This window comes from Maribacter sedimenticola, assembly GCF_900188415.1.
Classification (GTDB): domain Bacteria; phylum Bacteroidota; class Bacteroidia; order Flavobacteriales; family Flavobacteriaceae; genus Maribacter; species Maribacter sedimenticola.
Map to the genome: position 1 here is coordinate 654,602 of NZ_FZNV01000003.1, position 21,646 is coordinate 676,247.

At 40.8% G+C, this 21,646-nt stretch carries 21 protein-coding genes; 9 read left to right on the top strand and 12 right to left on the bottom strand.

Annotation, left to right across the window (positions count from 1 at the left end; genetic code table 11):
* Positions 1 to 8: 8 nt before the first annotated feature.
* The 6 genes from CHB68_RS12200 to cobA form a co-directional block, all read right to left on the bottom strand.
* Positions 9 to 848, bottom strand: a complete 840-nt coding sequence (locus CHB68_RS12200; protein WP_089261150.1) for an ABC transporter ATP-binding protein — start codon at positions 846 to 848, stop codon at positions 9 to 11.
* An 18-nt stretch (positions 849 to 866) separates the two neighbouring features.
* Positions 867 to 1,967, bottom strand: a complete 1,101-nt coding sequence (locus CHB68_RS12205; protein WP_089261151.1) for an ABC transporter permease — start codon at positions 1,965 to 1,967, stop codon at positions 867 to 869.
* A gap of 32 nt (positions 1,968 to 1,999) precedes the next feature.
* Positions 2,000 to 3,385, bottom strand: coding sequence for a CmpA/NrtA family ABC transporter substrate-binding protein (locus CHB68_RS12210; RefSeq protein ID WP_089261152.1), 1,386 nt, complete (start codon positions 3,383 to 3,385; stop codon positions 2,000 to 2,002).
* 258 nt (positions 3,386 to 3,643) lie between these two features.
* Complete coding sequence (locus CHB68_RS12215) at positions 3,644 to 4,396, bottom strand: Crp/Fnr family transcriptional regulator (RefSeq protein WP_089261153.1); 753 nt, start codon at positions 4,394 to 4,396, stop codon at positions 3,644 to 3,646.
* An 11-nt stretch (positions 4,397 to 4,407) separates the two neighbouring features.
* Entirely contained in the window at positions 4,408 to 5,844 is a 1,437-nt protein-coding gene (locus tag CHB68_RS12220) for an MFS transporter (protein WP_089261154.1), read from the bottom strand.
* Between the two features lie 231 nt (positions 5,845 to 6,075).
* Positions 6,076 to 6,849, bottom strand: coding sequence for a uroporphyrinogen-III C-methyltransferase (gene cobA, locus CHB68_RS12225; RefSeq protein ID WP_089261155.1), 774 nt, complete (start codon positions 6,847 to 6,849; stop codon positions 6,076 to 6,078).
* 123 nt (positions 6,850 to 6,972) lie between these two features.
* On the opposite strand from cobA, the gene nirB reads away from it, so the two are divergent.
* The 6 genes from nirB to CHB68_RS12255 all read left to right on the top strand — a co-directional run bounded on the left by nirB (position 6,973) and on the right by CHB68_RS12255 (position 14,064).
* Positions 6,973 to 9,489, top strand: a complete 2,517-nt coding sequence (gene nirB, locus CHB68_RS12230) for a nitrite reductase large subunit NirB (protein ID WP_089261156.1) — start codon at positions 6,973 to 6,975, stop codon at positions 9,487 to 9,489.
* Positions 9,490 to 9,594: 105 nt separating this feature from the next.
* The gene (nirD, locus tag CHB68_RS12235; RefSeq protein WP_089261157.1) at positions 9,595 to 9,972 is read left to right on the top strand and encodes a nitrite reductase small subunit NirD; all 378 of its coding nucleotides are present in this window, start codon (positions 9,595 to 9,597) and stop codon (positions 9,970 to 9,972) included.
* Positions 9,973 to 9,993: 21 nt separating this feature from the next.
* A complete protein-coding gene (locus CHB68_RS12240) occupies positions 9,994 to 10,584 on the top strand; it encodes a DUF4202 domain-containing protein (protein ID WP_089261158.1) in 591 nt (196 codons plus the stop codon).
* A gap of 16 nt (positions 10,585 to 10,600) precedes the next feature.
* The gene (locus CHB68_RS12245; protein WP_089261159.1) at positions 10,601 to 12,427 is read left to right on the top strand and encodes a sensor histidine kinase; all 1,827 of its coding nucleotides are present in this window, start codon (positions 10,601 to 10,603) and stop codon (positions 12,425 to 12,427) included.
* A gap of 10 nt (positions 12,428 to 12,437) precedes the next feature.
* The gene (locus CHB68_RS12250; RefSeq protein WP_089261160.1) at positions 12,438 to 13,022 is read left to right on the top strand and encodes a precorrin-2 dehydrogenase/sirohydrochlorin ferrochelatase family protein; all 585 of its coding nucleotides are present in this window, start codon (positions 12,438 to 12,440) and stop codon (positions 13,020 to 13,022) included.
* A 154-nt stretch (positions 13,023 to 13,176) separates the two neighbouring features.
* The gene (locus tag CHB68_RS12255) at positions 13,177 to 14,064 is read left to right on the top strand and encodes a diacylglycerol/lipid kinase family protein (protein ID WP_089261161.1); all 888 of its coding nucleotides are present in this window, start codon (positions 13,177 to 13,179) and stop codon (positions 14,062 to 14,064) included.
* A 27-nt stretch (positions 14,065 to 14,091) separates the two neighbouring features.
* Here CHB68_RS12255 and CHB68_RS12260 read toward each other — a convergent pair whose 3' ends face one another.
* The gene (locus CHB68_RS12260) at positions 14,092 to 14,646 is read right to left on the bottom strand and encodes a hypothetical protein (protein WP_089261162.1); all 555 of its coding nucleotides are present in this window, start codon (positions 14,644 to 14,646) and stop codon (positions 14,092 to 14,094) included.
* A gap of 147 nt (positions 14,647 to 14,793) precedes the next feature.
* On the opposite strand from CHB68_RS12260, the gene CHB68_RS12265 reads away from it, so the two are divergent.
* Both CHB68_RS12265 and CHB68_RS12270 read left to right on the top strand, forming a co-directional pair.
* On the top strand, positions 14,794 to 15,354 hold the full coding sequence (locus CHB68_RS12265) for a hypothetical protein (RefSeq protein WP_143815203.1): 561 nt from the start codon (positions 14,794 to 14,796) through the stop codon (positions 15,352 to 15,354).
* Positions 15,355 to 15,414: 60 nt separating this feature from the next.
* Positions 15,415 to 16,464, top strand: a complete 1,050-nt coding sequence (locus tag CHB68_RS12270; RefSeq protein WP_089261164.1) for a phosphotransferase enzyme family protein — start codon at positions 15,415 to 15,417, stop codon at positions 16,462 to 16,464.
* Positions 16,465 to 16,474: 10 nt separating this feature from the next.
* Here the strand turns inward: CHB68_RS12270 and CHB68_RS12275 are convergent, their stop codons facing one another.
* The 4 genes from CHB68_RS12275 to CHB68_RS12290 form a co-directional block, all read right to left on the bottom strand.
* Positions 16,475 to 17,173 carry a TVP38/TMEM64 family protein gene (locus tag CHB68_RS12275; RefSeq protein ID WP_089261165.1) on the bottom strand — a complete coding sequence of 233 codons (699 nt, stop codon included), beginning with the start codon at positions 17,171 to 17,173 and terminating at the stop codon, positions 16,475 to 16,477.
* A gap of 2 nt (positions 17,174 to 17,175) precedes the next feature.
* Complete coding sequence (locus tag CHB68_RS12280) at positions 17,176 to 18,060, bottom strand: SdiA-regulated domain-containing protein (protein ID WP_089261166.1); 885 nt, start codon at positions 18,058 to 18,060, stop codon at positions 17,176 to 17,178.
* Between the two features lie 225 nt (positions 18,061 to 18,285).
* Entirely contained in the window at positions 18,286 to 19,551 is a 1,266-nt protein-coding gene (locus CHB68_RS12285) for a sensor histidine kinase (protein WP_089261167.1), read from the bottom strand.
* Positions 19,552 to 19,610: 59 nt separating this feature from the next.
* A complete protein-coding gene (locus tag CHB68_RS12290; RefSeq protein WP_089261168.1) occupies positions 19,611 to 20,288 on the bottom strand; it encodes a response regulator transcription factor in 678 nt (225 codons plus the stop codon).
* Positions 20,289 to 20,444: 156 nt separating this feature from the next.
* On the opposite strand from CHB68_RS12290, the gene CHB68_RS12295 reads away from it, so the two are divergent.
* Positions 20,445 to 20,891 carry a PepSY-like domain-containing protein gene (locus tag CHB68_RS12295; RefSeq protein ID WP_089261169.1) on the top strand — a complete coding sequence of 149 codons (447 nt, stop codon included), beginning with the start codon at positions 20,445 to 20,447 and terminating at the stop codon, positions 20,889 to 20,891.
* An 89-nt stretch (positions 20,892 to 20,980) separates the two neighbouring features.
* Here the strand turns inward: CHB68_RS12295 and CHB68_RS12300 are convergent, their stop codons facing one another.
* Positions 20,981 to 21,556, bottom strand: coding sequence for a TlpA family protein disulfide reductase (locus CHB68_RS12300; protein ID WP_089261170.1), 576 nt, complete (start codon positions 21,554 to 21,556; stop codon positions 20,981 to 20,983).
* Between the last annotated feature and the right edge of the window lie 90 nt (positions 21,557 to 21,646).

The window sequence follows — 21,646 nt, forward strand, 5'->3', positions numbered from 1 at the left end:
TTTGATTTTTAGGCTACAAAGCTTTTGGGAAGTATATCCGGTAATACATATTCCTCTTGTGAAACCGTTTTCCTTTGATTTCCAATATCCATAAGATATGCTATGATTTCATTCCTGGTTTTCTTGTAATTGGGATTGTCGTTCATCGCTGTTTTATCGCGTGGCCGCTCAATGTCTATCTTAAATTCCGGACCAAGTGTTGCATTTGGGCCCGGCTTAAGTGGAATTATACGATCTGCCATATAAATACCCTCATCCACATCATTGGTAATCAATAGTGCGGTACGCTTATCCTGACTCCAAATGTTCAGGATTTCATCCTGTAGGTTCCCTCGGGTCAAAGCATCCAGTGCCCCTAATGGTTCGTCCATGATAATCATCTCCGGATTCATGGCCAAGGCCCTGGCCACGGCAACACGTTGCCTCATACCCCCTGATAATTCCTTGGGCCTTTTATTGATCGCCGGACTTAGACTTACCATGGCGACATAATCTTTTACCCGTTGCCTCAAAGCCATCTTATTCTCCTGGGGAAATGCTTCCTTCACGGCCATATAAATATTTTGGCCCACGGTCAGCCAAGGCAAAAGCGAGTAGTTCTGAAAAATTACACCTCGCTCATGGCTGGTGCCTACAACAGGGGCCCCCTTAAAAAGTACCTCACCGCTAGTTGGCTTTAAAAGCCCATTGATAAGATTTACCAATGTTGTTTTGCCACTGCCGGTAAAACCTACTATAGCAACGAACTCACCCTCTTCTATAGTAAGGTTAATGTTAGAAAGTACGTTCGTAACATTGTCGCCATAGCCGTAACTCTTATAGATATTATTTAATTCTAAATATGCCATTTGCTTTGAATTTTTTGGTTAGGCCATTTCATTCTTGTTGAACGACACTATATTTTGTACCGATAACATTATTCTATCCAACAGAAAACCAATGATGCCTATGACGAACATGGCCACGATAATCTTAGCATTGGAATCATTGGCGCCATTTTGAAACTCCTCCCAAACAAAAAGACCCAATCCTTGACTCTGTGCCAAAAGCTCAATAGCTATCAATACCATCCAAGCTACCGATAGGGTAATACGCAAACCGGTAAATATTAATGGGAGGGAAGACGGCAGGATTACTTTAAAGACTTTTTGGAACGTACCTAATTTCAGTACTTTGGCCACATTGATATAATCCTTGTCCACTGACGATACCCCCATGGCCGTATTGACCAATGTGGCCCACATGGCACATAACCCTACACTGATAAAGGAAATGACAAAGGCATTGTCAGAACTATCCCCAATGTATAGTGTTTTAACGATCATGAAAACCAGGAGGTACCATACTACGGGTGATACCGGTTTGAACACTTGAATAAACCAATTGAACGCACTACGCAACGATGGACTTAAACCAATGATAATGCCAATAGGTACGGCAATAAGTAGTGCTAATAAAAATCCTGCAAAAACCGTTTTTATACTTGTAAGGACAATATCAATAAATGATGCCCTACCTGTATATACTATAGCATCTTTACCTTGGGCAATCAACTTTGCATTGGTTTCTGCCATTTTCTCCACAAATGCGGCCTTATCTGCCGTAATTACTTTATGGTCGGCGATCAACGATTGCAAGGAGCCCCATACCTGTAATGGCGAAGGCAGCGTATTGGGCTGGCAACTACTGTCCCCAGATTCTATACAGGCACGTTCTGCAGCGGCCGCTTCCTCACCTCTTTCCGTCAGGGCCTTTTCAATTTTATAATTGGCCTCTTTATTGTAGAGCGCTTTTGACCCTAATTGCCAAAGCGCCAAGAACAATAGTATCGAAACTATGGTAATCCCGGTTTGTTTCAATGATGAAAGCACCTTGGTTTTATTAAAACTCGGGGTTATTTTTGCAATGAAGGGTCGTAAAAACGCAACTCCCTGTCCTTCTTTTTTTAATACGATTTCCTGCTCCATATTACTATAATTTTAATTCTATTTGTGTGCATTTAATCTTTGTTACCAATGGAAAAACTATTGATATACCCTATTGGGTCTTTTGCATCGTAAGATGTGCCATCTATAAAATCTGTTGTAGCAGGCTTATACCCATCGGTGTTAGGGATATCGCTAGCCGGTATTTGCCCTTCCGCAACCAATAAATCCGCCGCTTTTTTCCATATATCCGGACGATAGATGTCCTTGATGGTTTCACCGTACCAATCTGCTGGTTTGGTTTCCGGAATTTGACCCCATCTACGCATTTGTGTCAAGAACCAAATACCATCTGAATAGAAAGGATATGTGGCATTGTATTTATAGAATACATTGAAATCCGGCATTTCCCTTTTATCTCCTTTTTCAAATTCAAATGTACCGGTCATTGAATTCGCAAGAACCTCTTCCGGTGCACCCACATATTGCGACATAGCAAGGATTTTTACCGCTTCTGCCCTATTAGAAGGTTCATCTAACCATTTTCCCGCCCTGATCAATGCTTTGGTAACCGCAATGGCGGTATTGGGGTTTTGCTCAACAAATTGCTTGGTCATTACAAATACCTTTTCAGGATTGTTCTTCCAGATATCATAATTGGTAGTAACCGGCACCCCTATACCTTTAAAGACCGCTTGCTGGTTCCAAGGTTCGCCTACACAGTATCCATAAATGGTTCCAGACTCTAAGGTTGCGGGCATTTGTGGCGGTGGTGTAACGGATAGCAATACCTCTGCATCTATTTGTCCCTGAACATTGTCCGCGGTATACATACCTGGGTGAATGCCTGCTGCAGCCAACCAATAACGAATTTCATAGTTATGGGTAGAAACCGGGAATACCATACCCATTTTAAAGGGTTTACCACTATTTTTATATTCGGTAATAACGGGTTTGAGTGCATCTGCCTTAATAGGATGAATAGGCTTTCCTTCATTATCCGCAGGAACATTTGGTTTCATTTTGGACCAGACATCATTGGATACCGTAATGCCGTTTCCGTTCAGGTCCATTGAAAATGGTGTTACCAACTCCGCCTGTCTCCCAAAACCAGCACCGGCAGCAATAGGTTGCCCTGCCAACATATGGGAACCATCTAACTGACCATCTATGACACGGTCCAATACATTTTTCCAGTTGGACTGCGCCTCTACCGATACAAATAATCCTTCATCCTCAAAAAACCCTTTTTCCTTGGCAATGGCCAAAGGTGCCATGTCTGTCAATTTTATAAATCCAAAGGTCAATTGTGGTTTTTCAATATCCAGCATTTTGGTCTTTGATACTGGTGAAACTTCCTTGGCTTCTACAGCATTCTTCTTTGCTTCCTTTCCTCCGCAAGCCATTAGCACTAATGCCGCACTTGCCAGTAATGATGCTCTTTTTACAATGTTCCTCATAGTGTACAAAAATTTAATTCTACGTATTTATACTTATACATGACAAATATATACGTATCGCTAATTGTAGCCTATGGGATTACCTAGGTTTGAACCTCTTTTTACACCATACTTTTGCATGGCAAATAACCATGAACAAAACTGATAATTCACAGGTTATCATTACAAATCATTAGTTTATAAGGACTTATGTGTCTTGATTTGGAATTAAGAATAATTACTTAGGAAATGTGATGGACTAAAAATTAATACGTAGTACTAACTATCTAAATAGAAGTTGTGCTCAGAAATTTCATTTTGTAGCATAGGAATGTTCAATAAGCCGATTCTTTTTCCTTTAGTGGCCACCAACCCTTCTTTCTTAAGGGCGGACAAGGTTCTAATAACCTGCTCTTCCGTAGTTCCGGCATAATTGGCATATTCCCTCCTACTTAATACTATAGCGGTATACCCATTGTTTTGACCAAACTTTCTGTTGATATATAATAAGGTATCTATGACCCGCTCCCTTACGGTCATCTGTGAGAGCGATTTTACCCTTATCTCACTTCTATTAAGCTCATTGGCATAAAACAACATAAGATCATAGGTAAGCTCCGGACTAATCTTCAATATTTCTTGCAATAGGTCTTTAGAAAAATAACACAAAGAACTATCTACCAATGCCATGGCGCTTATTGGATATGTCTCTTCAGTACCAAAACCGCGGTGACCTATAATTTCTCCCGGTGTGGCAAAACGAACAATCTGTTCCCTGCCCAACAAACCCGTTCTTACTACTTTTACCTTGCCGTTCAAAAGAAAAAACAGTCCGGTTACGGAAGCGCCTTCCATTATAAACTGTTGACCTTTTTTACATTTTATCTCTTTTCGCGATTTTATTAGCTCACTTATTGCCGGATTAGATACATGTTTCTGTACCAGACAATTAGTATTTGTGCATCTTGTACACAAGTTACCCGCTATAGGGCTACTCCTTTTATTATGTATGTGGTGAACAGGTAAATGCATGACGTATCCTTTTAAACCTTAGTGCCCAAAAATTTGTAGGGGGCAGATACTGAAGTGGCCGTCTCTGTCTGTACGCTTTTTTCATCTACGGTTGAAAATTTTATGGCCAGGCTAGCCAATGCGGCTACAATAACAAAGCCCCCGATCATGAAATATCCGCTGGAAACCGCATTGGATGCCGCAGCGGCTTGGGCTGCGCGCATGGCTTCTTCCCCAAGACCCGTGCTTGAGGCCAATGCATTTGTTTCTGCCATGGCAGATTTTGATTTTAACAATAACGCTGCAAGAAAGGCTCCTACATTTCCTCCCGCACCAACAATTCCGGATATAGAGCCAATGGCCTTTTTATTGATAAACGGTACTACTGAAAACGTTGCCCCTTCTGCCATTTGAACGGAGAGACTAAAGGCTATAAGAAAGATGATACCCATAGTAAAACTGGTGGTCAATGAAAAAATGGATAACATAAGTCCTTCCAATGCTAGTATTATGGTCAAAAAAACAACCCTGCCCCGTAACCCTTTTAGTCGGCCAAAGCGGTCGCCAAAAAAGCCTCCTAGAGTACGAGCAAAAATATTCATCAAGGCAAATGATAAAACCAAATTACCTGCCGTACTTCTAGTGAGGCCAAATGTATTCTGCAAATAATCGTCCATAGTACCGTAAACGGTCAGTTCCATACCAAAAGATGCTGCATATACAATAAAAAGAATCCAGACCCTGTAATCCTTCAACACATTTTTAAAGGATTCCTCATCTTTCTTTAGGGTAGGCATTTTGCCCAATTTTTTCAATTCACTAAAATTCCCTTCGGGGGTATCTTGGGTAAAATAATAATATATGACTCCCATAGCCATGGCAATGATTCCTGCGATGACCATGGCATAACGCCATGCGACCTCATCTGCAACCCCAAAGCTAACTACGGCCGCAGCAATCAAAGGCATTCCCAACCGGTTGGCACCTCCGCCAAGATTTCCCCAGCCTGCAGAAGTAGCATTTGCCGTGCCTACAATATTAGAGGCAAACATAATTGATGTGTGAAATTGAGTGATTACAAAAGATGCTCCTATAAAACCTATAAACAATCTACAGATCAAAAACTGTGCTGGCGTTTGTACAAAGCCAATAAGTATTACAGGTATGGCCCCTAAAATCAATAAATAGGTATAGCATATTCTTGGACCATACTTATCACATAATTTTCCGATTAGCAATCTGGCAAATACCGTTCCCGAAACGGCCAGAATTATGGAATTCCATTTCTGATTTGGGGTCAATCCCAAATCCTTGACCACATCTGGCATGAAAGGTACAATGCCAAACCAAGCAAAAAAACATATAAAAAATGCAATTGATGTTATCCAAAACGTACGTATAGGCATACTTTTTATATTGGATAAATCCATGGTTGTTGATTTGTTAGAATTGTTAGAATTGTTGTCCATAAGATGCTAATTTTACGTTATACGCAAACCTACCATTATTTATACGTAATTATACGTAGTTTTATGTTAATTTTGCTAAATACTACGTACTTTTATGTATTTCAAAATTCACGTAGGCACATATTATGGTTTTATCAATAGTGATATCAATTTTCCTGAGCTCTGTTAATACATGCCAATGTTTTTCATAAAAATCCCCGTAAACACAAAAGATAATTCAGGGAAAATAACCTAGTACCCAGAATATAATACCCGTTGCACCTCTTCCTCAAAAAAAGCTGGATGTTCCGCTACCACATCCCCAATTACAATAATACCCGGCATGTCTATCGATATACGGCCTACATAATCCTTAATGGTACCCAAGGTTGCCACTATACATTGCTCGTTGCCCAGGGTGCCATTTTGAATAACAGCCATTGGCGTTAACGACCCCCTGTATTGATTGACCTCATCTACTATTTGAACTAATTTCCTAATGCCCATTAAGACGACCATTGTGGTAGATGAACGGGAAGCATATTCAAGATCTTGGGAAAACGAACCATCTTTCATTGTAGCCGTCATCACCCAAAAGCTACTACTTACACCTCTTTTGGTCATAGGTATACCTTGACCGGTAGGCACCGCAAGCGAACTTGAAATACCGGGTACCACATGAACGGAAATACCAAATGCTTCCGCATAGGCTATTTCTTCATTTGCCCGTCCAAAAACAAAGGGGTCTCCCCCTTTTAAACGCACAACATGACCATATTGTAATGCATATGCCACCATAAGTTCATTGATCTCTTCTTGGGTGTGGGAATGTTTTCCACAACGTTTACCTATGTATATTTTAGGGATATCACTACGTAGTTCTTGCAACAGGTCATTACTTATCAATGCATCGTGTAAAATTACATCGGCTGATTGCAAAACCTTCATTCCCCTTAATGTTATCAAGTCTTTTGCTCCCGGTCCGGCACCTACCAAACTTATTTTTGCTTCTTTTTCAACCTCCATTCCCTTAGTATTAAGTATTAATAATTATCAATTTACTAACAATAGTACGTAATTATTTCGATAAAATTAATACATTTATACGTATTTATACGTAATATTGTTACGTAGCTAAATTATAATCCTATGAAAACTATAATTGTTGTGGGTAATGGAATGGTCGGATATAAATTCTGTGAAAAAATCGCGGACCGTATTAAAGGCAAAGGGTTTAAGGTCCTTGTTTTTGGGGAAGAACCCCGTGCCGCCTATGATCGCGTTCATTTAAGTGCTTTTTTTGGCAATAGGGATGCCAAAGCATTGGAAATGGCTCCTATGGAATGGTATGCACAAAATGGCATTGAGCTTATTATTAACGAAAGGGTTACGGATATCCATAAAACAAAAAAAACCATAACCACCGCCAACGATAAGGAATTTGCTTATGATTACTTGGTGTTGGCTACAGGTTCAGCTCCCTTTGTACCGCCCATTAAAGGGGTCGAAAAAAAAGGGGTTTTTGTATATAGGACCATTGAGGACTTGGAAGCCATGCTGGATTATGCAGAAGAAATAAAACAAAGAAAACCCAATGGCAAAGCGGCCGTGCTAGGAGGTGGGTTATTAGGCCTGGAAGCCGGTAAAGCGGTCATGGACATGGGCTTGGAACCCCATGTAGTAGAATTTGCGCCAAAATTAATGCCTAGGCAGTTAGATGCAAGAAGTAGTAATGTACTACAACTTACCTTGGAATCTATGGGTATTTCCATTCATACGGGCAAAGCCACCAATAGCATTCTTGGAAATGGCGCCATTACAGGTATGGACTTTGGTGAAGATGACACACTGGAAGTTGATATGTTGGTTATTTCGGCCGGTATACGTCCAAGGGATGAGTTGGCCAAAACATGTAACCTAGAGTTGGGGATTAGGGGCGGTATCGTCGTTAATGACAAAATGCAGACCTCTGACCCCTACATCTATGCTATTGGGGAAGTGGCCCTTTACAACCAAATGATATATGGATTGGTAGCTCCTGGGTATGAAATGGCAGAAGTAGCGGTAAATCAAATATTACGGGCATCTGATGTCGTCATGAAACAGGAAATAGATATGTCTACCAAATTAAAGCTTATTGGTGTGGATGTAGCCAGTTTTGGAATTCCTTACATGCCTGCAGACAAAGGCTTGTCCATCATCTATGAAAACAAGACAAAAGGTATTTACAAAAGGATTAATGTTAGCCATGATGGCAAAACCCTACTTGGCGGTATTATGGTAGGCGATGCCGAAGATTACAGTATACTTCATCAAATGTACCTCAATAACATGCCCCTTCCCGATAATGCGGAAGAACTTATAGTAGGCTCTAGGGGAGAGGGCGGTTCTGCATTTGGAAGCGCAATGGATTTGCCCGATACCGCCGTAATCTGTTCCTGTGAGGCAGTGACGAAAGGTGCGGTATGTAAATCGGTACTTGAAGACGGACTTGAATCCGTAAAAGATGTGGCTAAGGCCACAAAAGCGACTACAGGTTGCGGAGGATGCAAACCTATGGTAACCGACCTTATTAAGGAAAGCCTCAAAACCTTGGGCAAAACAGTTAAAGAGCGCATCTGTGAACATTTTAATTATTCTAGGCAGGAACTGTATGACCTTATCAAATTAAAAGGTATTACGGATTATGATCACTTATTGGACGAAGTAGGTAACGGTAACGGTTGTGAGGTCTGTAAACCTGCTGTAGCCTCTATTTTTGCAAGTCTATATAATGAAACGGCCAACAGGCAAGAGTCCATTCAGGATAGCAATGACCGGTTTCTTGCCAATATTCAAAGAAATGGTACGTACTCCGTAGTACCAAGGGTCGCCGGTGGTGAAATAACCCCTAAACAACTTATGGCTATAGGCCGTATTGCCCAAAAATATGACCTGTATACCAAAATTACCGGTGGGCAACGTATAGATATGTTCGGGGCACAATTGCACGAACTGCCCTTGATCTGGGAAGAACTTATTAAGGAAGGTTTTGAAACCGGACAAGCGTACGGCAAATCGTTACGTACCGTAAAAAGCTGTGTGGGCTCCACATGGTGCCGGTACGGAATGGATGAAAGTGTAAGCTTTGCCATTGAGATAGAAAATAGATATAAGGGCATACGCTCCCCACATAAGTTTAAAGGTGGCGTATCTGGATGTATTCGCGAATGTGCCGAGGCACGGGGGAAAGATTTTGGCTTTATAGCCGTTGAAGGGGGGTGGAACGTGTATGTTGGCGGTAATGGTGGTGCAAATCCAAAACATGCCCTACTACTGGCTGAAAAAGTAGACAAGGAAACTGCCATTAAATATGTAGATCGCTTTATCATGTTCTATATAAAAACGGCACAACCCCTACAGAGAACCGCACCATGGTTGGAAAAATTGGAAGGTGGCATTACTTACTTGCAAAATGTAGTCATTAATGATTCCTTGGGTATTGTCAAAGAGTTGGACGATGCCATGCAAGCACTGGTAGATTCTTACGTGTGTGAATGGAAAGAAGCCGTAGAAACTCCTGAGATTAGGGAACGATACACCCATTTTGTCAATTCTGATGATACGGACAATACTATAGAGTTTGTAGCACTTAGAGACCAGAAGATGCCTAAGGAATGGGTATAAAATAATGCAAGGCTAAAAATATGAAGTACTAAGTATAAAATGCTGGTATTTGGATAACGTATAATATAGGTCTAAGGTAAAATGACCTAAATAACATATAAAATTATGATAGCTCACCTTAATGTTTACGAAACAGTTTCCCCAAATGAAGTAAAGGTTTGGTTTAAAGCTGCACCTATTTCCAAATTTCCCAAAAATGGAGGCGCATGCATCAAATACAAGGACAAACAGATAGCGGTCTTTAATTTTACCCGTGAAGGTTCTTGGTATGCGTGTCAAAACCTATGCCCCCATAAGATGGAAATGGTCCTGTCCAGAGGGATGATAGGAGAAGAGCATATGGAACCAAAGGTTGCTTGTCCATTGCACAAGAATACGTTCTCCTTGAAAACCGGAGAGAATTTAAACGGCAGTTTGGACGCTATTGCCACCTACCCGGTAAAAACTGAAAATGGCTTTGTGTATGTTGGCTTTTCTGAATAGCTTTGAGGAAACACAAAACGTATGGCGACCACCAATAAATTAGAACTTGCCTTTCAGCTTTTTGACACCGCCAATGAACAAGATCCCAATACAGAAGTTTTTGAAGGCACTACTTACCCAAAAGAAGTACTTTATGGCCAAAGGATGACCAAACGCTTAAATGAATTTAATCCTAACGCATCTGAAGCGTTGCGCCTAACGGCCCGCTGCCAACATATTTGCAGGTGGGAAATTCCAAGAGAATCCTATGAAATGAACCGTGAAGGTTATTTAAGATGGAGGCAAGAGTTAAAAAAATTCCATGCCAATAAAGCGGCAACCCTATTACATGAAGTGGGGTATGACCAAGAAACCATAGATAAGGTACGGTTTCTTCTGGAAAAAAAGCAACTAAAGAAAAATGAGGAAACCCAATGTTTGGAAGATGTAATATGCCTGGTATTCCTGGAATATTATTTTGAACCGTTCGCCTTAAAACATCCTGAGGACAAAACCATAGATATTCTACAGAAGACATGGCGTAAAATGTCCGCAAAGGGACATGAGGCGGCATTGGCCTTGCCTTTATCATCATATTCCACCAATTTGATTACCAAGGCCTTGAGCGCCTAATACTAAATTTAATTTTATGGCCAATGCAGGACACGAGATACCATTAGACACTGCTACATTTTTACGCATAAGAAAATGGTACCTCTTGGCTTTTGCCGCAATTGCATTGACAATTATAATCGCCCAAATATTAATTCAGTTGCACCTAAAGGCACAATCCGGGGATTCTGAAGTTATCAATGTTGCCGGTAGACAACGTGCTTTTAGCCAAAAACTGGTCAAGGAGGTCTTGCTTTTGAACAGGGCTACAAATATTGATGACAAACAAATGCTGTTGGCCGAAATTGACAAGACCCTAACCGTTTGGAAAACTTCACATTCCGGACTTCATTTAGGTGACAAATCCTTTAATCTACCCTATGAGGACGATGAAAAGGTACAGGAACTTTTTTCCAAGCTAGATCCGCACCATACTAAAATGGTAAAGGCCCTGCAAGAAATCCTAGACCGATACGATTTACATGGGGACAATACCCAATTGTTTAAATCCAATGTGGAAATTTTACTGAACAATGAGCGGACTTTTTTGAATTTAATGGATCAAATTGTCAATGAATACGATTATAGAAGCAATGAGCAATTACAGAAATTAAAACAAAAGGAATATTGGTTGCTTGCTTTTTCGCTCTTGATTCTGCTGTTGGAAATCTATTTTATTTTTAGACCGTTGTCCATCCAGATTAAAAAGACCATTGGGCACCTTGTTGGCAGCCAAGAAGAATCCAAAAATCAACTTGCTAAAATTCAAAGCCTATATGATGAAAAAGAGCGTTCGCTAAAGGAATTGCAAGAACTTAATTTTGTTATAGACAATGCGGCCCTGTTTGCAAGTATACGCAAAGATGGCAGCGTAGTGTTCATCAGTAAAAAATTCCTGGCATTGCTTGGCCATACCCGATCTACCCTCAACAAGCCATTTTCAGAGATTCTTACCATAGATGAAGGCCAACAAGCCTATCTTAAAGAGGTGCTGAAGGTAAATCGAAAAAATATAATCCGTAAAGAAGAGCTACAGGTGCGTACCGTTAACGGATCTACGGTATGGTTAGACATGTCCATTGTACCAATGCACCACTCATCGTTAGAGCAGGACATTTTGATCTTATGTTCGGATATTACGGAACGTAAGGAAAACCAGTTAAAGGTAGCCGAACTGACCAAGCAAAACTTTGAGGAGCGCATACAACAGAAAAAAGCTCAGGCCAGCCAAATTGTAGAAGGGCAGGAAGAGGAACGCAAGCGTATTGCCAAGGATATTCATGATGGTATAGGACAAATGTTGACTGCCCTAAAGTTCAATATTGAATCCATAGACTTGGAAAACAAGGAAAAAACAGGGGAGAAAATCGCATATTTAAAGGCACTTACATCAGACCTTATTAAAGGGGTAAGAACGGCTACTTTTAACCTTACACCGCCTGAGCTAAGTGATCATGGCATATTTCCGGCCCTTCATAAAATGACTGCCGAATTATCCAAGCTTACGGGTAAGAATATCCTCTTTAAGAACAAGACCGATAGTAATATCCGGTTTGATTCATTGGCAGAGACCAATATTTACAGGGTAACCCAAGAAGCGGTCAACAATGCCATAAAATATGCCGATGCCAATTACATTTTGGTTACCTTGAACTATACCCACCCCGTTCTAAGCGTTGTTATCGATGATGATGGTAACGGCTTTGATGATAGTATCCTTGGCCAATTGCCCAAAAATAACAGTGAAGGGGGTATGGGCCTTTTCTTTATGAAAGAACGTATTGACTATATCAATGGCCGACTCTTTATCAATTCCGAGCCGGGAAAAGGTACAAGGGTCACCATAAACTACAAAACGGAATAATATATTACACATGGAACGCAATGAACTTTACCCGGTTTTCTTAAAAGTATCCAACCTACATATCCTTATCGTAGGCGGTGGTAATGTGGCCTTGGAGAAATTGACTTTTTTGTTAAAATCCAGCCCTAATGCACAAGTGGAAATGGTGTCGCCCATGTTCAGGGAAGAAACCATTGCCTTGGCCAATGAGTTTAATATTAAAATGCATGTTGCGCCCTACGACCCTTCCTATTTAAAGGGGAAGCATATTGCCATTGCCACAACGGACAATGTGCCTGTAAACGAACAGGTTTATCATGATTGTCGAGAACGGCAAATACTGGTTAACGTAGCGGACAATCCGCCGTTTTGCGATTTTTATATGGGTGGCATCGTAACCAAGGGCAATGTAAAAGTGGCTATTTCCACCAATGGCAAATCTCCGACAACGGCCAAAAGATTGCGCCAATTTTTTGAAGATGTTATCCCGGAAAATATAGACGACCTTGTTAAGAACCTCAACGAATTCAGAAAAACGATCAAAGGTGATTTTGAAGAAAAAGTGGAGACCTTGAACGAGTTTACCAAAGGGCTGGTCAACAAAAAGGAGAAATGATCTTCCACGAAATCAAATGTCAAAATGCGTTAAATTTTTGATGTAAACCTGTTTTAAGTATACGTATTGTTTTTTTACATCGTTTAACTGTATAGCTTTATGCGAAAGCCAAACCGTCTATCGGTCGGGCTTAACAATAAACACAATGTATTAGGTGATCCGTATTCATTTTATAGTAAACCCTATTGCCGGTCATGGTAACGCTCCATTGACGAAAGAGGAATTACAGCCTTATTTCATTACCAATGTCCATGACCTTACGGTCAAAATATCGGAATATAAGGCCCATGCTACCCAATTGGCACAAGAGTCCATTGCGGAACAGGCAGATATTATTGTGGCCTGCGGAGGAGATGGTACGATCAATGAAGTAGCCGCTTGCCTTATAGGCACCAACGTTGCCTTAGGTATTTTACCCATGGGGTCCGGCAACGGATTGGCCTCTAATTTAAAGATTCCGAAAAATCGTAGAAAGGCACTCACGATCATACGCGAAAGGCATGAGGAATGCATGGATGTAGGCACCATAAACGGTCGATATTTTTTCAGCAATACGGGAGTTGGCTTTGATGCCAGTTTGATCAAGAATTATGAGTCTTCCGAAAAAAGGACCATCCTTGGTTATATTAGTGCATGTGTAACAACTTTCAGGGATATTAAAAAGAACCAGCCATTGTCCATTACGGTAAATGGGGAACAACCCATGATCAATCCGTTTATAATTCTTATTTCCAACTCCAATGAAATGGGCTACAAACTAAGTTTAACCCCAAAAGCATCATTACAAGATGGTAAGTTGGATGTTTTGGTCATTAAAAAAATCAACCGTTTAAAAATGCTTTGGCTAGGGTTTTTGATTATTATCAGAAAAGTGCACTGGCTCAAGGAGTCTACCAGTTTCCAGACCACCAAACTACAACTTACCCGTAATCACGAGTCCTTTTTTGATACCCAAATAGACGGGGAGCACCACGAATTGGCAACCAATATCCTGGACATCGCCATTTTGGAAAAATCGCTGTGCGTGCTCACCGCAAAATAACATTCCTTAAATAGGAAACGGTTGCCTTTACCTGTCTTTACTAGCATGGTCTTTATTGTGACTACAACTATAATGGGCTATTTCCGCAGCATAGGCAGAAGCATCCGCCGCATCTTGTGCATCACGCATTAAACGCTGTGCCTTTCTTATATGAAATTGTAAGTTGCCCAAATTATTGGCCTTTGCGGCACTCTTGGCATTTTCAAAAGCCTCTGCGGCATAGTCCCGTGCATCTATTGCATGACTTTCCGCATCGATCGTGTAGCTCATTGCCTCGTCCAGACCGCAACTTTCCGAGTCGTACTGTGCGTCAGAAACCAATATTACGGCTTCATCGGCAGCGGTTACTGCCTGGCCCAATAACAACATGACCGTTTTACTATGGTTTTTTGCGGTGCTATAACGCGCATCAAATGCCGCTATTTCCGCGGAAGTCTTTAGGGAATCCGATAATTTACCAAACTGTACCATATACTTCTGTACATCGGAAATCTCACTTTTAAAAACTTCACATTGTGCTTGGGAAAAAAAGGCCATACCCATGAACAGGGCTGTAGCCAAGTAGGTTTTGTTATGCTTCATATTTGGGGAAACTTTATTTTAACTATGCTACTAACTGTTAAAATTCGCAAAAAGTATATTTTTTGGATGTACTGCACTAAAAAGATTCAATACTGCCTAGTAATGCTAATTGATTATTTTAGTGTTTCACAACCAAACACCACACATATGACTTTGTACCGCAAGAATCCCGGAACAGTAAAATTGGTCCTGTTGCTTTCTCTAAGCCTTATGTTCTTTACGACCTCTTTTCTTTGTGCGCAAAGCAATATGCCCGATGATTCCTATACCATTATTACAGAATCCTCTAAAGTTGGCCCGGAGAATCCCAGAAGAGGCCTTAGTCTGTTAAGAGGGTTAAAAAAACATTTTTATGATAAAGGCAGTTATGAAAATATCGATGATTTCTCTGTTTACTATTCCGTTGTGGCTGCAGAGGCTGGAATTCATGCAAACGAAAAAAAATTCTCCACGATATATAGGTTGTTCGGTGAGATAGGCGAGCATATTAAGCCGTTAATGTCCATGGATGACCAATATGCTGCTTATTATTACTTTTCCAAAGTGATGATCTTAATCTATAAGGCCCAGGAAAACAACACCGTAATTGTAGGAAATGCGAAGTATAGGGGCGAGATAAAAGCGTTGATTGAAGAAGTAAAACGATTTAACTTTAAGGAAAAAATTACCCAAAACTTAGTGACTAGCCACCTAGAACAGTATCTATAACCACCATTTACAGGTTAACATCATAGATTCTTTATTGATCATGTACGCACCACACAACCTATGACCCAACATCAAATTACCTCTATTCTTAAAGCCTTTGACCTTACCGGTGACGAGTTTCAGTACACTCCTTTAACCGCGGGACTAATCAATGATACCTTTTTAGTAACGGATGTGGAAAACCGTCAATTCATCCTTCAGAAAATAAATGAAAAGGTATTTAAGAATGTTGATGTCCTCATGCGCAATATTGGTCTTGCCCTGCCCCATTTATCTGCTCCGGCCTATGCAACGATTACTTTTATAAACAATAATAACGGGGAAAATTATATTAAGCATAATGGTGCTTTTTGGCGGATGATGACCTTTATCCCCAATAGTACCACCTATAATACTACAACTAATAACACCATTGCTTTTGAAGCGGGGCGCATCATAGGAAAATTTCACAGCCTATTGGCCCCTGTCCCGAAAAATTTGTTCAAGGACACTTTACCTAAATTCCACAACCTTGACCATAGGACCAAAGCGTTTAAACAAGCCCTTGATGCCGCTGAACCGGGCAAATTGGTTATAGCCAAATATGCCATACAGCAAGCAACTATTTTTTTAAAGGAGCTAAATCATCTCAACGACCAGGAGTTACCTGTGCGTATCTGTCATAACGACACCAAATTGAACAACATTCTATTTTCAAAAACTTCGGACAAGGCGCTGTGCCTCATTGACCTGGACACCTTAATGAAAGGCTATTTTTATTATGACTTTGGTGATGCTATAAGAACGGTGGTCAATACCGCTCCAGAAGATGAGAAAGAACATGACAACATCGTTTTCAATGAAAATTTGTTCAATGCATTTATAGACGGACTGGCAACCCAACCACATTTGTTGACCAACGCGGAAAAGGAAAGTTTAGCGCTTGGAGCGGTTTTTATGCCCTTTTTACATGGCTTACGCGCATTGACCGATTATCTGAACAACAATATATATTATAAAGTAACCTATGAAAACCAAAATCTGGACCGCTGCCTAAGCTTGTTCAACTTTGCGGAAAAAGCATTACAGCACAAAAACATAATGACCGACTATATTCTTAATAAACTATAATACACGCAGATTACGTTTTGTTTTTATGTCGCTTATCATACCAAACATATCCGCCAAAGGCTAGTAAACTGACCAAAGACCCCCATAGCAAACCCATTTTAAGGTCATCTGTACTTTTGCCGAAAATAGCAATAAATAGGGTTAAGGGAGCTATCCCCACCATGGTTGCACCTATAAATTTCCAATAGCCCATACGCAATAGTCCGCCCACAAAGCTAATGGCGTCATTGGACAAAAACGGATTAAAGCGGGTAATGATAACGGCCCAAAATCCGTAGTCCTCTAAAAAAGATTCCACCTTATCCTCAGATTTTTTGCCAATAATCTTGGTTACGATACTGTCCCCAAAATAATTCCCTATAAAATATCCTACGGATGACGCCGCAAATACCGAAGCAAAAATAATGACACTCCCCCAAATAGGACCATAGGCCAATATGGATACCACCATGAGCAGAATGGATGGGATTACCAAAAGGAACAATTGCACGATCATGGCCAAGACCAATACAATGGGTCCAAACCAACCAAAGCCGGCAACCCAATTCTTGATCTGTTCCTCATCGTCACTGGTAAGTACCCGCCAAGCTTCATCTAAAAATTCCTGTACGGAAGGAACCAAAAAATATGCGGCTATAATTGCCACCAACAAAGCAATGGAACTATAGAGGGGCAACCTGCTCTTTTTGCTAGGGGAATCGTCTGACATCGTTAGGGTAATAATTTTAATTCGGTGATGGTACCTATACCGTCCTTTTTACCTTCGCTAGCAATATAAAGTGTTCCATCCGGATCAAAGGTAATTCCCTCTGGTTGTGGAAATATTCGTTTATCAAATTTATAGGCGTGTTGTGCGGCACCTTGCTTGTCCAAAATCAATAATTTAGGCTTGGAGCCTTCCAAGACATACATTTCCCCGGTTTGTGGATGTATGGCCATATCAGAAGGCCTAAAGGTTTTGTACAGTTTTTTTTCCCTAAAATTCTTTAACACCTCATCGCCCATATCAATCGTATAAATAGGCTTTGGGTCAAGCGTATTCGTCCTTAAGGAAAAGGCATATATACTTTTTACCCTATCCGTAGCGGCATCCTTATCCTTTGGAATAATAAGCAAGCGGTTATTTTGGGCATCATACTCCAAACTTTCCATATTATTTTCAATATCAAAACCGGTATCAAAAGAAGTTACGGTTCTATCATGGTCTTGAAAATTCTTAACGATCGTTATGGTTCCGTTACTTTCCAACACATAGGCATCCTTATCGTGTACGGCCAATCCTTCATAATCACCGGCATGGCCAAATTTAATTTCTTGGGTTACCTTTTGCCGTTGAAGATCGTATAGAAAAATAATTCCGTCCTCATCTTGAACAGCGGCTATGGTATTATCCCTTAACCACGCAATTCCAGAAACTTCACGTAACTCAATTGGCAGTTCCCAACGCCCTGCAATTTCATATGTTACTTTTTTGGCACTATCATACGGTAACCAGTCCCTAAAGTTCATAAATAGAAACCCTATACTGATAATCAATGCCGCCACGGTCCAGAATTGTATTCTTGCCATGCTGAAAGTGTTCGTATTTGTTTTCATTGTTCCAATACTTTTAAAGGGTTATTAACCGGCAATCCAAAAGGAATATGAACCGGATACAAAACTTATATTAGTTGAACAAATTTGCCCAAACCTTTGTTTTTTCGCTCAAAACAATATCATATCCTTCAATTCCTTTTTGAAAGCACTTATAAAAATAAGCTCCAAAACTGGAAAGAAACAGGAATTTGCTTGTGTTTAACAACTTTAGGAGAACCTTAACGCTTAAGGAAAGGTAAGCGTAAACTCATGCCTGTCCGTAAAGGAATAGGTCAACGCAACATCATACTTATCTGCAATGGCCTTGGCAATGGAAAGTCCCAATCCTGTAGAACGACTATCTGCAGAAGCTTTACGAAAGCGTTCAAAGAGACCGCCGGACTGCAATGCGGAGTTCTCCCCATAGTTCTGAATACGAATTTGGTTCTCCACAATCTCAATATGTATGGGTTTTCCACCTTGCCCATGTACAATGGCATTTTTAATTAGATTGGTCATGAGCACCACGGCTAGGTCTGGGTTCATGGTATAGGTCAGTTTTTGATGGGCATCTACCTTAAGTTCTATGTCTTTATGGGTAGCAAAATCCGCAAAATCCTGCACCATCTTTTTCACCAGATCCGTAAAATCTATTCGTTCCGCATCAACATATTGCTTGTTGTCAATTTTGGAAAGCAGCAATAAGGATTTGTTCAAACGGGTCAACCTTGTCAAATTATCCAAAACACTTCCCACTTCCTGAGATTGTGCTATGCTCATTCCGTTCTTTTCCAACAGGAGCTCCAATTTATTGATTGCAATGGCCAAAGGTGTCTGTAATTCATGGGCCGCATTTTCTATAAACTCCTTTTGGGCCAAATAACTATCCCTAGATTTTTCGGTAAGTCGCTCCACACTTTTGTTGAGCAGGTTAAACTCATCTATGGTCGTAGGTTCAGCGGTAATAGGGTCGTCTTTTTCAATACGGAAAGTTTTTAACCTGCCGATCAATCTATAAAAAGGCTTCCATATCCTTTTCATCACAATATTGTTCAGTACCAAAATACTTAGGATCAGCGCCAGGTACAGTCCAACCAAATAGATAAAAAGGTTTTCTATCTGGTCATCTTCCTCTACCATTGAGGTAATCAACTTTAGTTTATAATAGGAACCATCCTGTTCAAAAACACTTTCAAGAATACGCACGGGTTCATAATCTTCCTCGTTCTGCATGTACATCAAGGTATCTCTATAGCTGTCCTTGAACTTGGTTTCCTTATGGACTTGCGTTTTTTTAATGGTATAATTATTGACCCCAAATTCCGTATCGTTTAATAACTCTGGGTTATCATTGACTGCCTGTATGATAATTTCCTTTTGATTTTCCAATCCGTCGTCCAGACTATCATAGACCTCATCGATCATGGCCACATAGAATATTACGGCCCAGACCGAAATGAGTACGACCAGCAGGATGGCAAAATATTTTGTGGTATGGTTTAACAGTTTCATAGGCGTATCAGCACTTAAAAATAAGCATTACATTGGCGAACGGTAGATATGGTTTGCCGCTAGACGACCTGTAATTTATATCCTACCCCGTATACCGCCTCAATTTCTATCGTTGCCCGCGCATCTGCCAATTTTTTGCGTACGTTTTTTATTTGGGAATAGATAAAGTCAAAACTATCGGCTTGGTCTATATGGTCTCCCCAAACGTGTTCTGCCAGTGCGGTCTTGGTAACCAAACGGGTCTTGTTGGATATCATATAGGTAAGGACATCAAACTCCTTACGGTTAAAAACGACCTCTTTTTCGGCAACAAAAACACTTCTACTTTCCGGGTCTATGCTCACATTGCCGATTTCGATTTGGTTGTTGCCCTCAAAATTACGCCTGCGCACAATGGCCTTTACCCGAGCATGCAGTTCTGCCATATGAAACGGTTTGGGCAGGTAATCGTCCGCCCCTAGGTTCAAGCCTTTTATACGGTCATCCAAGGAATCCTTGGCCGATACAATGATGACCCCATCTTCTTTGCCCAGCGCCTTTAGTTCCTTTAACAGCTCTAACCCATTACCATCGGGCAAGGTAATATCCAATAAAATACAATCATAGTCGTACGCCCCGATCTTGTCATTGGCGGCGGTAAAGTCCGTTGCCGTTTCCACAATATACTGCTCGCGCTCCAACGTTTGGCGCATATTCTCCAACATTTGCGGTTCGTCCTCAATAATCAGAATCTTCATGGGCTATGGTTTGTTACAACAATATAGCAACAATCTAGAAAGAAATGGGAATAAAGTCCAATGGGAAACCAATGCCTTTGGCCAAGATAAATAGGCATTCCCAATTCCTTCTAGAATTGTACCTTTTATTTGTAGGGAATCTAAAAAATATACAACATGAAAAACAAGCATATACTTACGGGAGCCTTGGCCACATTGGGGATTTTTATTGGCTCTGCACAGGATATTGACAGGAATACGGTGCCGACAAATCTAAAGGATACTTTTGAACAAAGCTACCCTACAGCCAATGATGTAGAGTGGGAAAAGGAAGGTACTTCCTATAAGGTAGAATTTGAAATCAATGCCCAGGACCATGAAATATGGTATGCCACAGATGGTACAACGACAAAAACGGAGCAAGAACTCACGGAAGCCGATTTGCCACAGGCCATACGCACCGCAATTACGAATACCTATGCCGGTTTTAAGGTCGATGAGGTAGAAAAGACTACGGAAAATGGTAGCACCACCTATGAAGTGGAGTTAAAAAAAGGGTGGATGAATGAAAAGGACGTAGTTTTTAATGCCGATGGAACGGTACTGCGCGAAAAGAATGATTGATGTTTCTTTGATTGGGAAATGTGGAAGAGGCCGGGAACTATGTTTCCGGCTTTTTTTGCACCTATTTTCAATGCCCGATGCTATACAAACTACTTCATAGGTTCTGCGATCAATTCATCTAACAGGGAACGTATTTTTGTACTGTTCCAATCTGCCGCACCTGTTTCCTTAACAATGATCTTTCCTTGGGCATCTATGACATAATTGGTGGGCAAACTGTTTTCGTTAAGTACTTCCGGGGCCTGCATTTGCGGAAAATAAATGGGAAGATGGTATTGCTTTCTGGCTACAAAGTTTAACACCTTAGCTGGTTCCTCCTGGGTCAGCAATACAAACATTACCTTGTCCCCATAATCAGTGTACAATGCTTGAATACCGGGCAATTCCGCAATGCAGGGAGGGCACCACGTGGCCCAATAGCTCAAAAAAACCACTTTTCCCTGGCCTATAGCAATGTGTTGGGTTGCCCCTTGCATATCCGTAACGGCATAATCAAACGCCGCTATCTTTTGCTGGTCCTCTTGATCCTCAATACTGGGCGACCAAATGGCCACCTTTACTTTGTTGACCGCTACTTGAATAGGCGTTCTGGTCTGGGGAATCAATAACAATACAATGAATACCCCAAATAGAATATCGCTAATTTTAAATTTTCGCTTTTTCATATAAGGCGTTGGTCGGAATAGGTGCGGATAGTTTACTGAAATTTGTTCGTTTCTTGAACGCTGAGGGAAGAATCTTTTGTGTACTAGCAG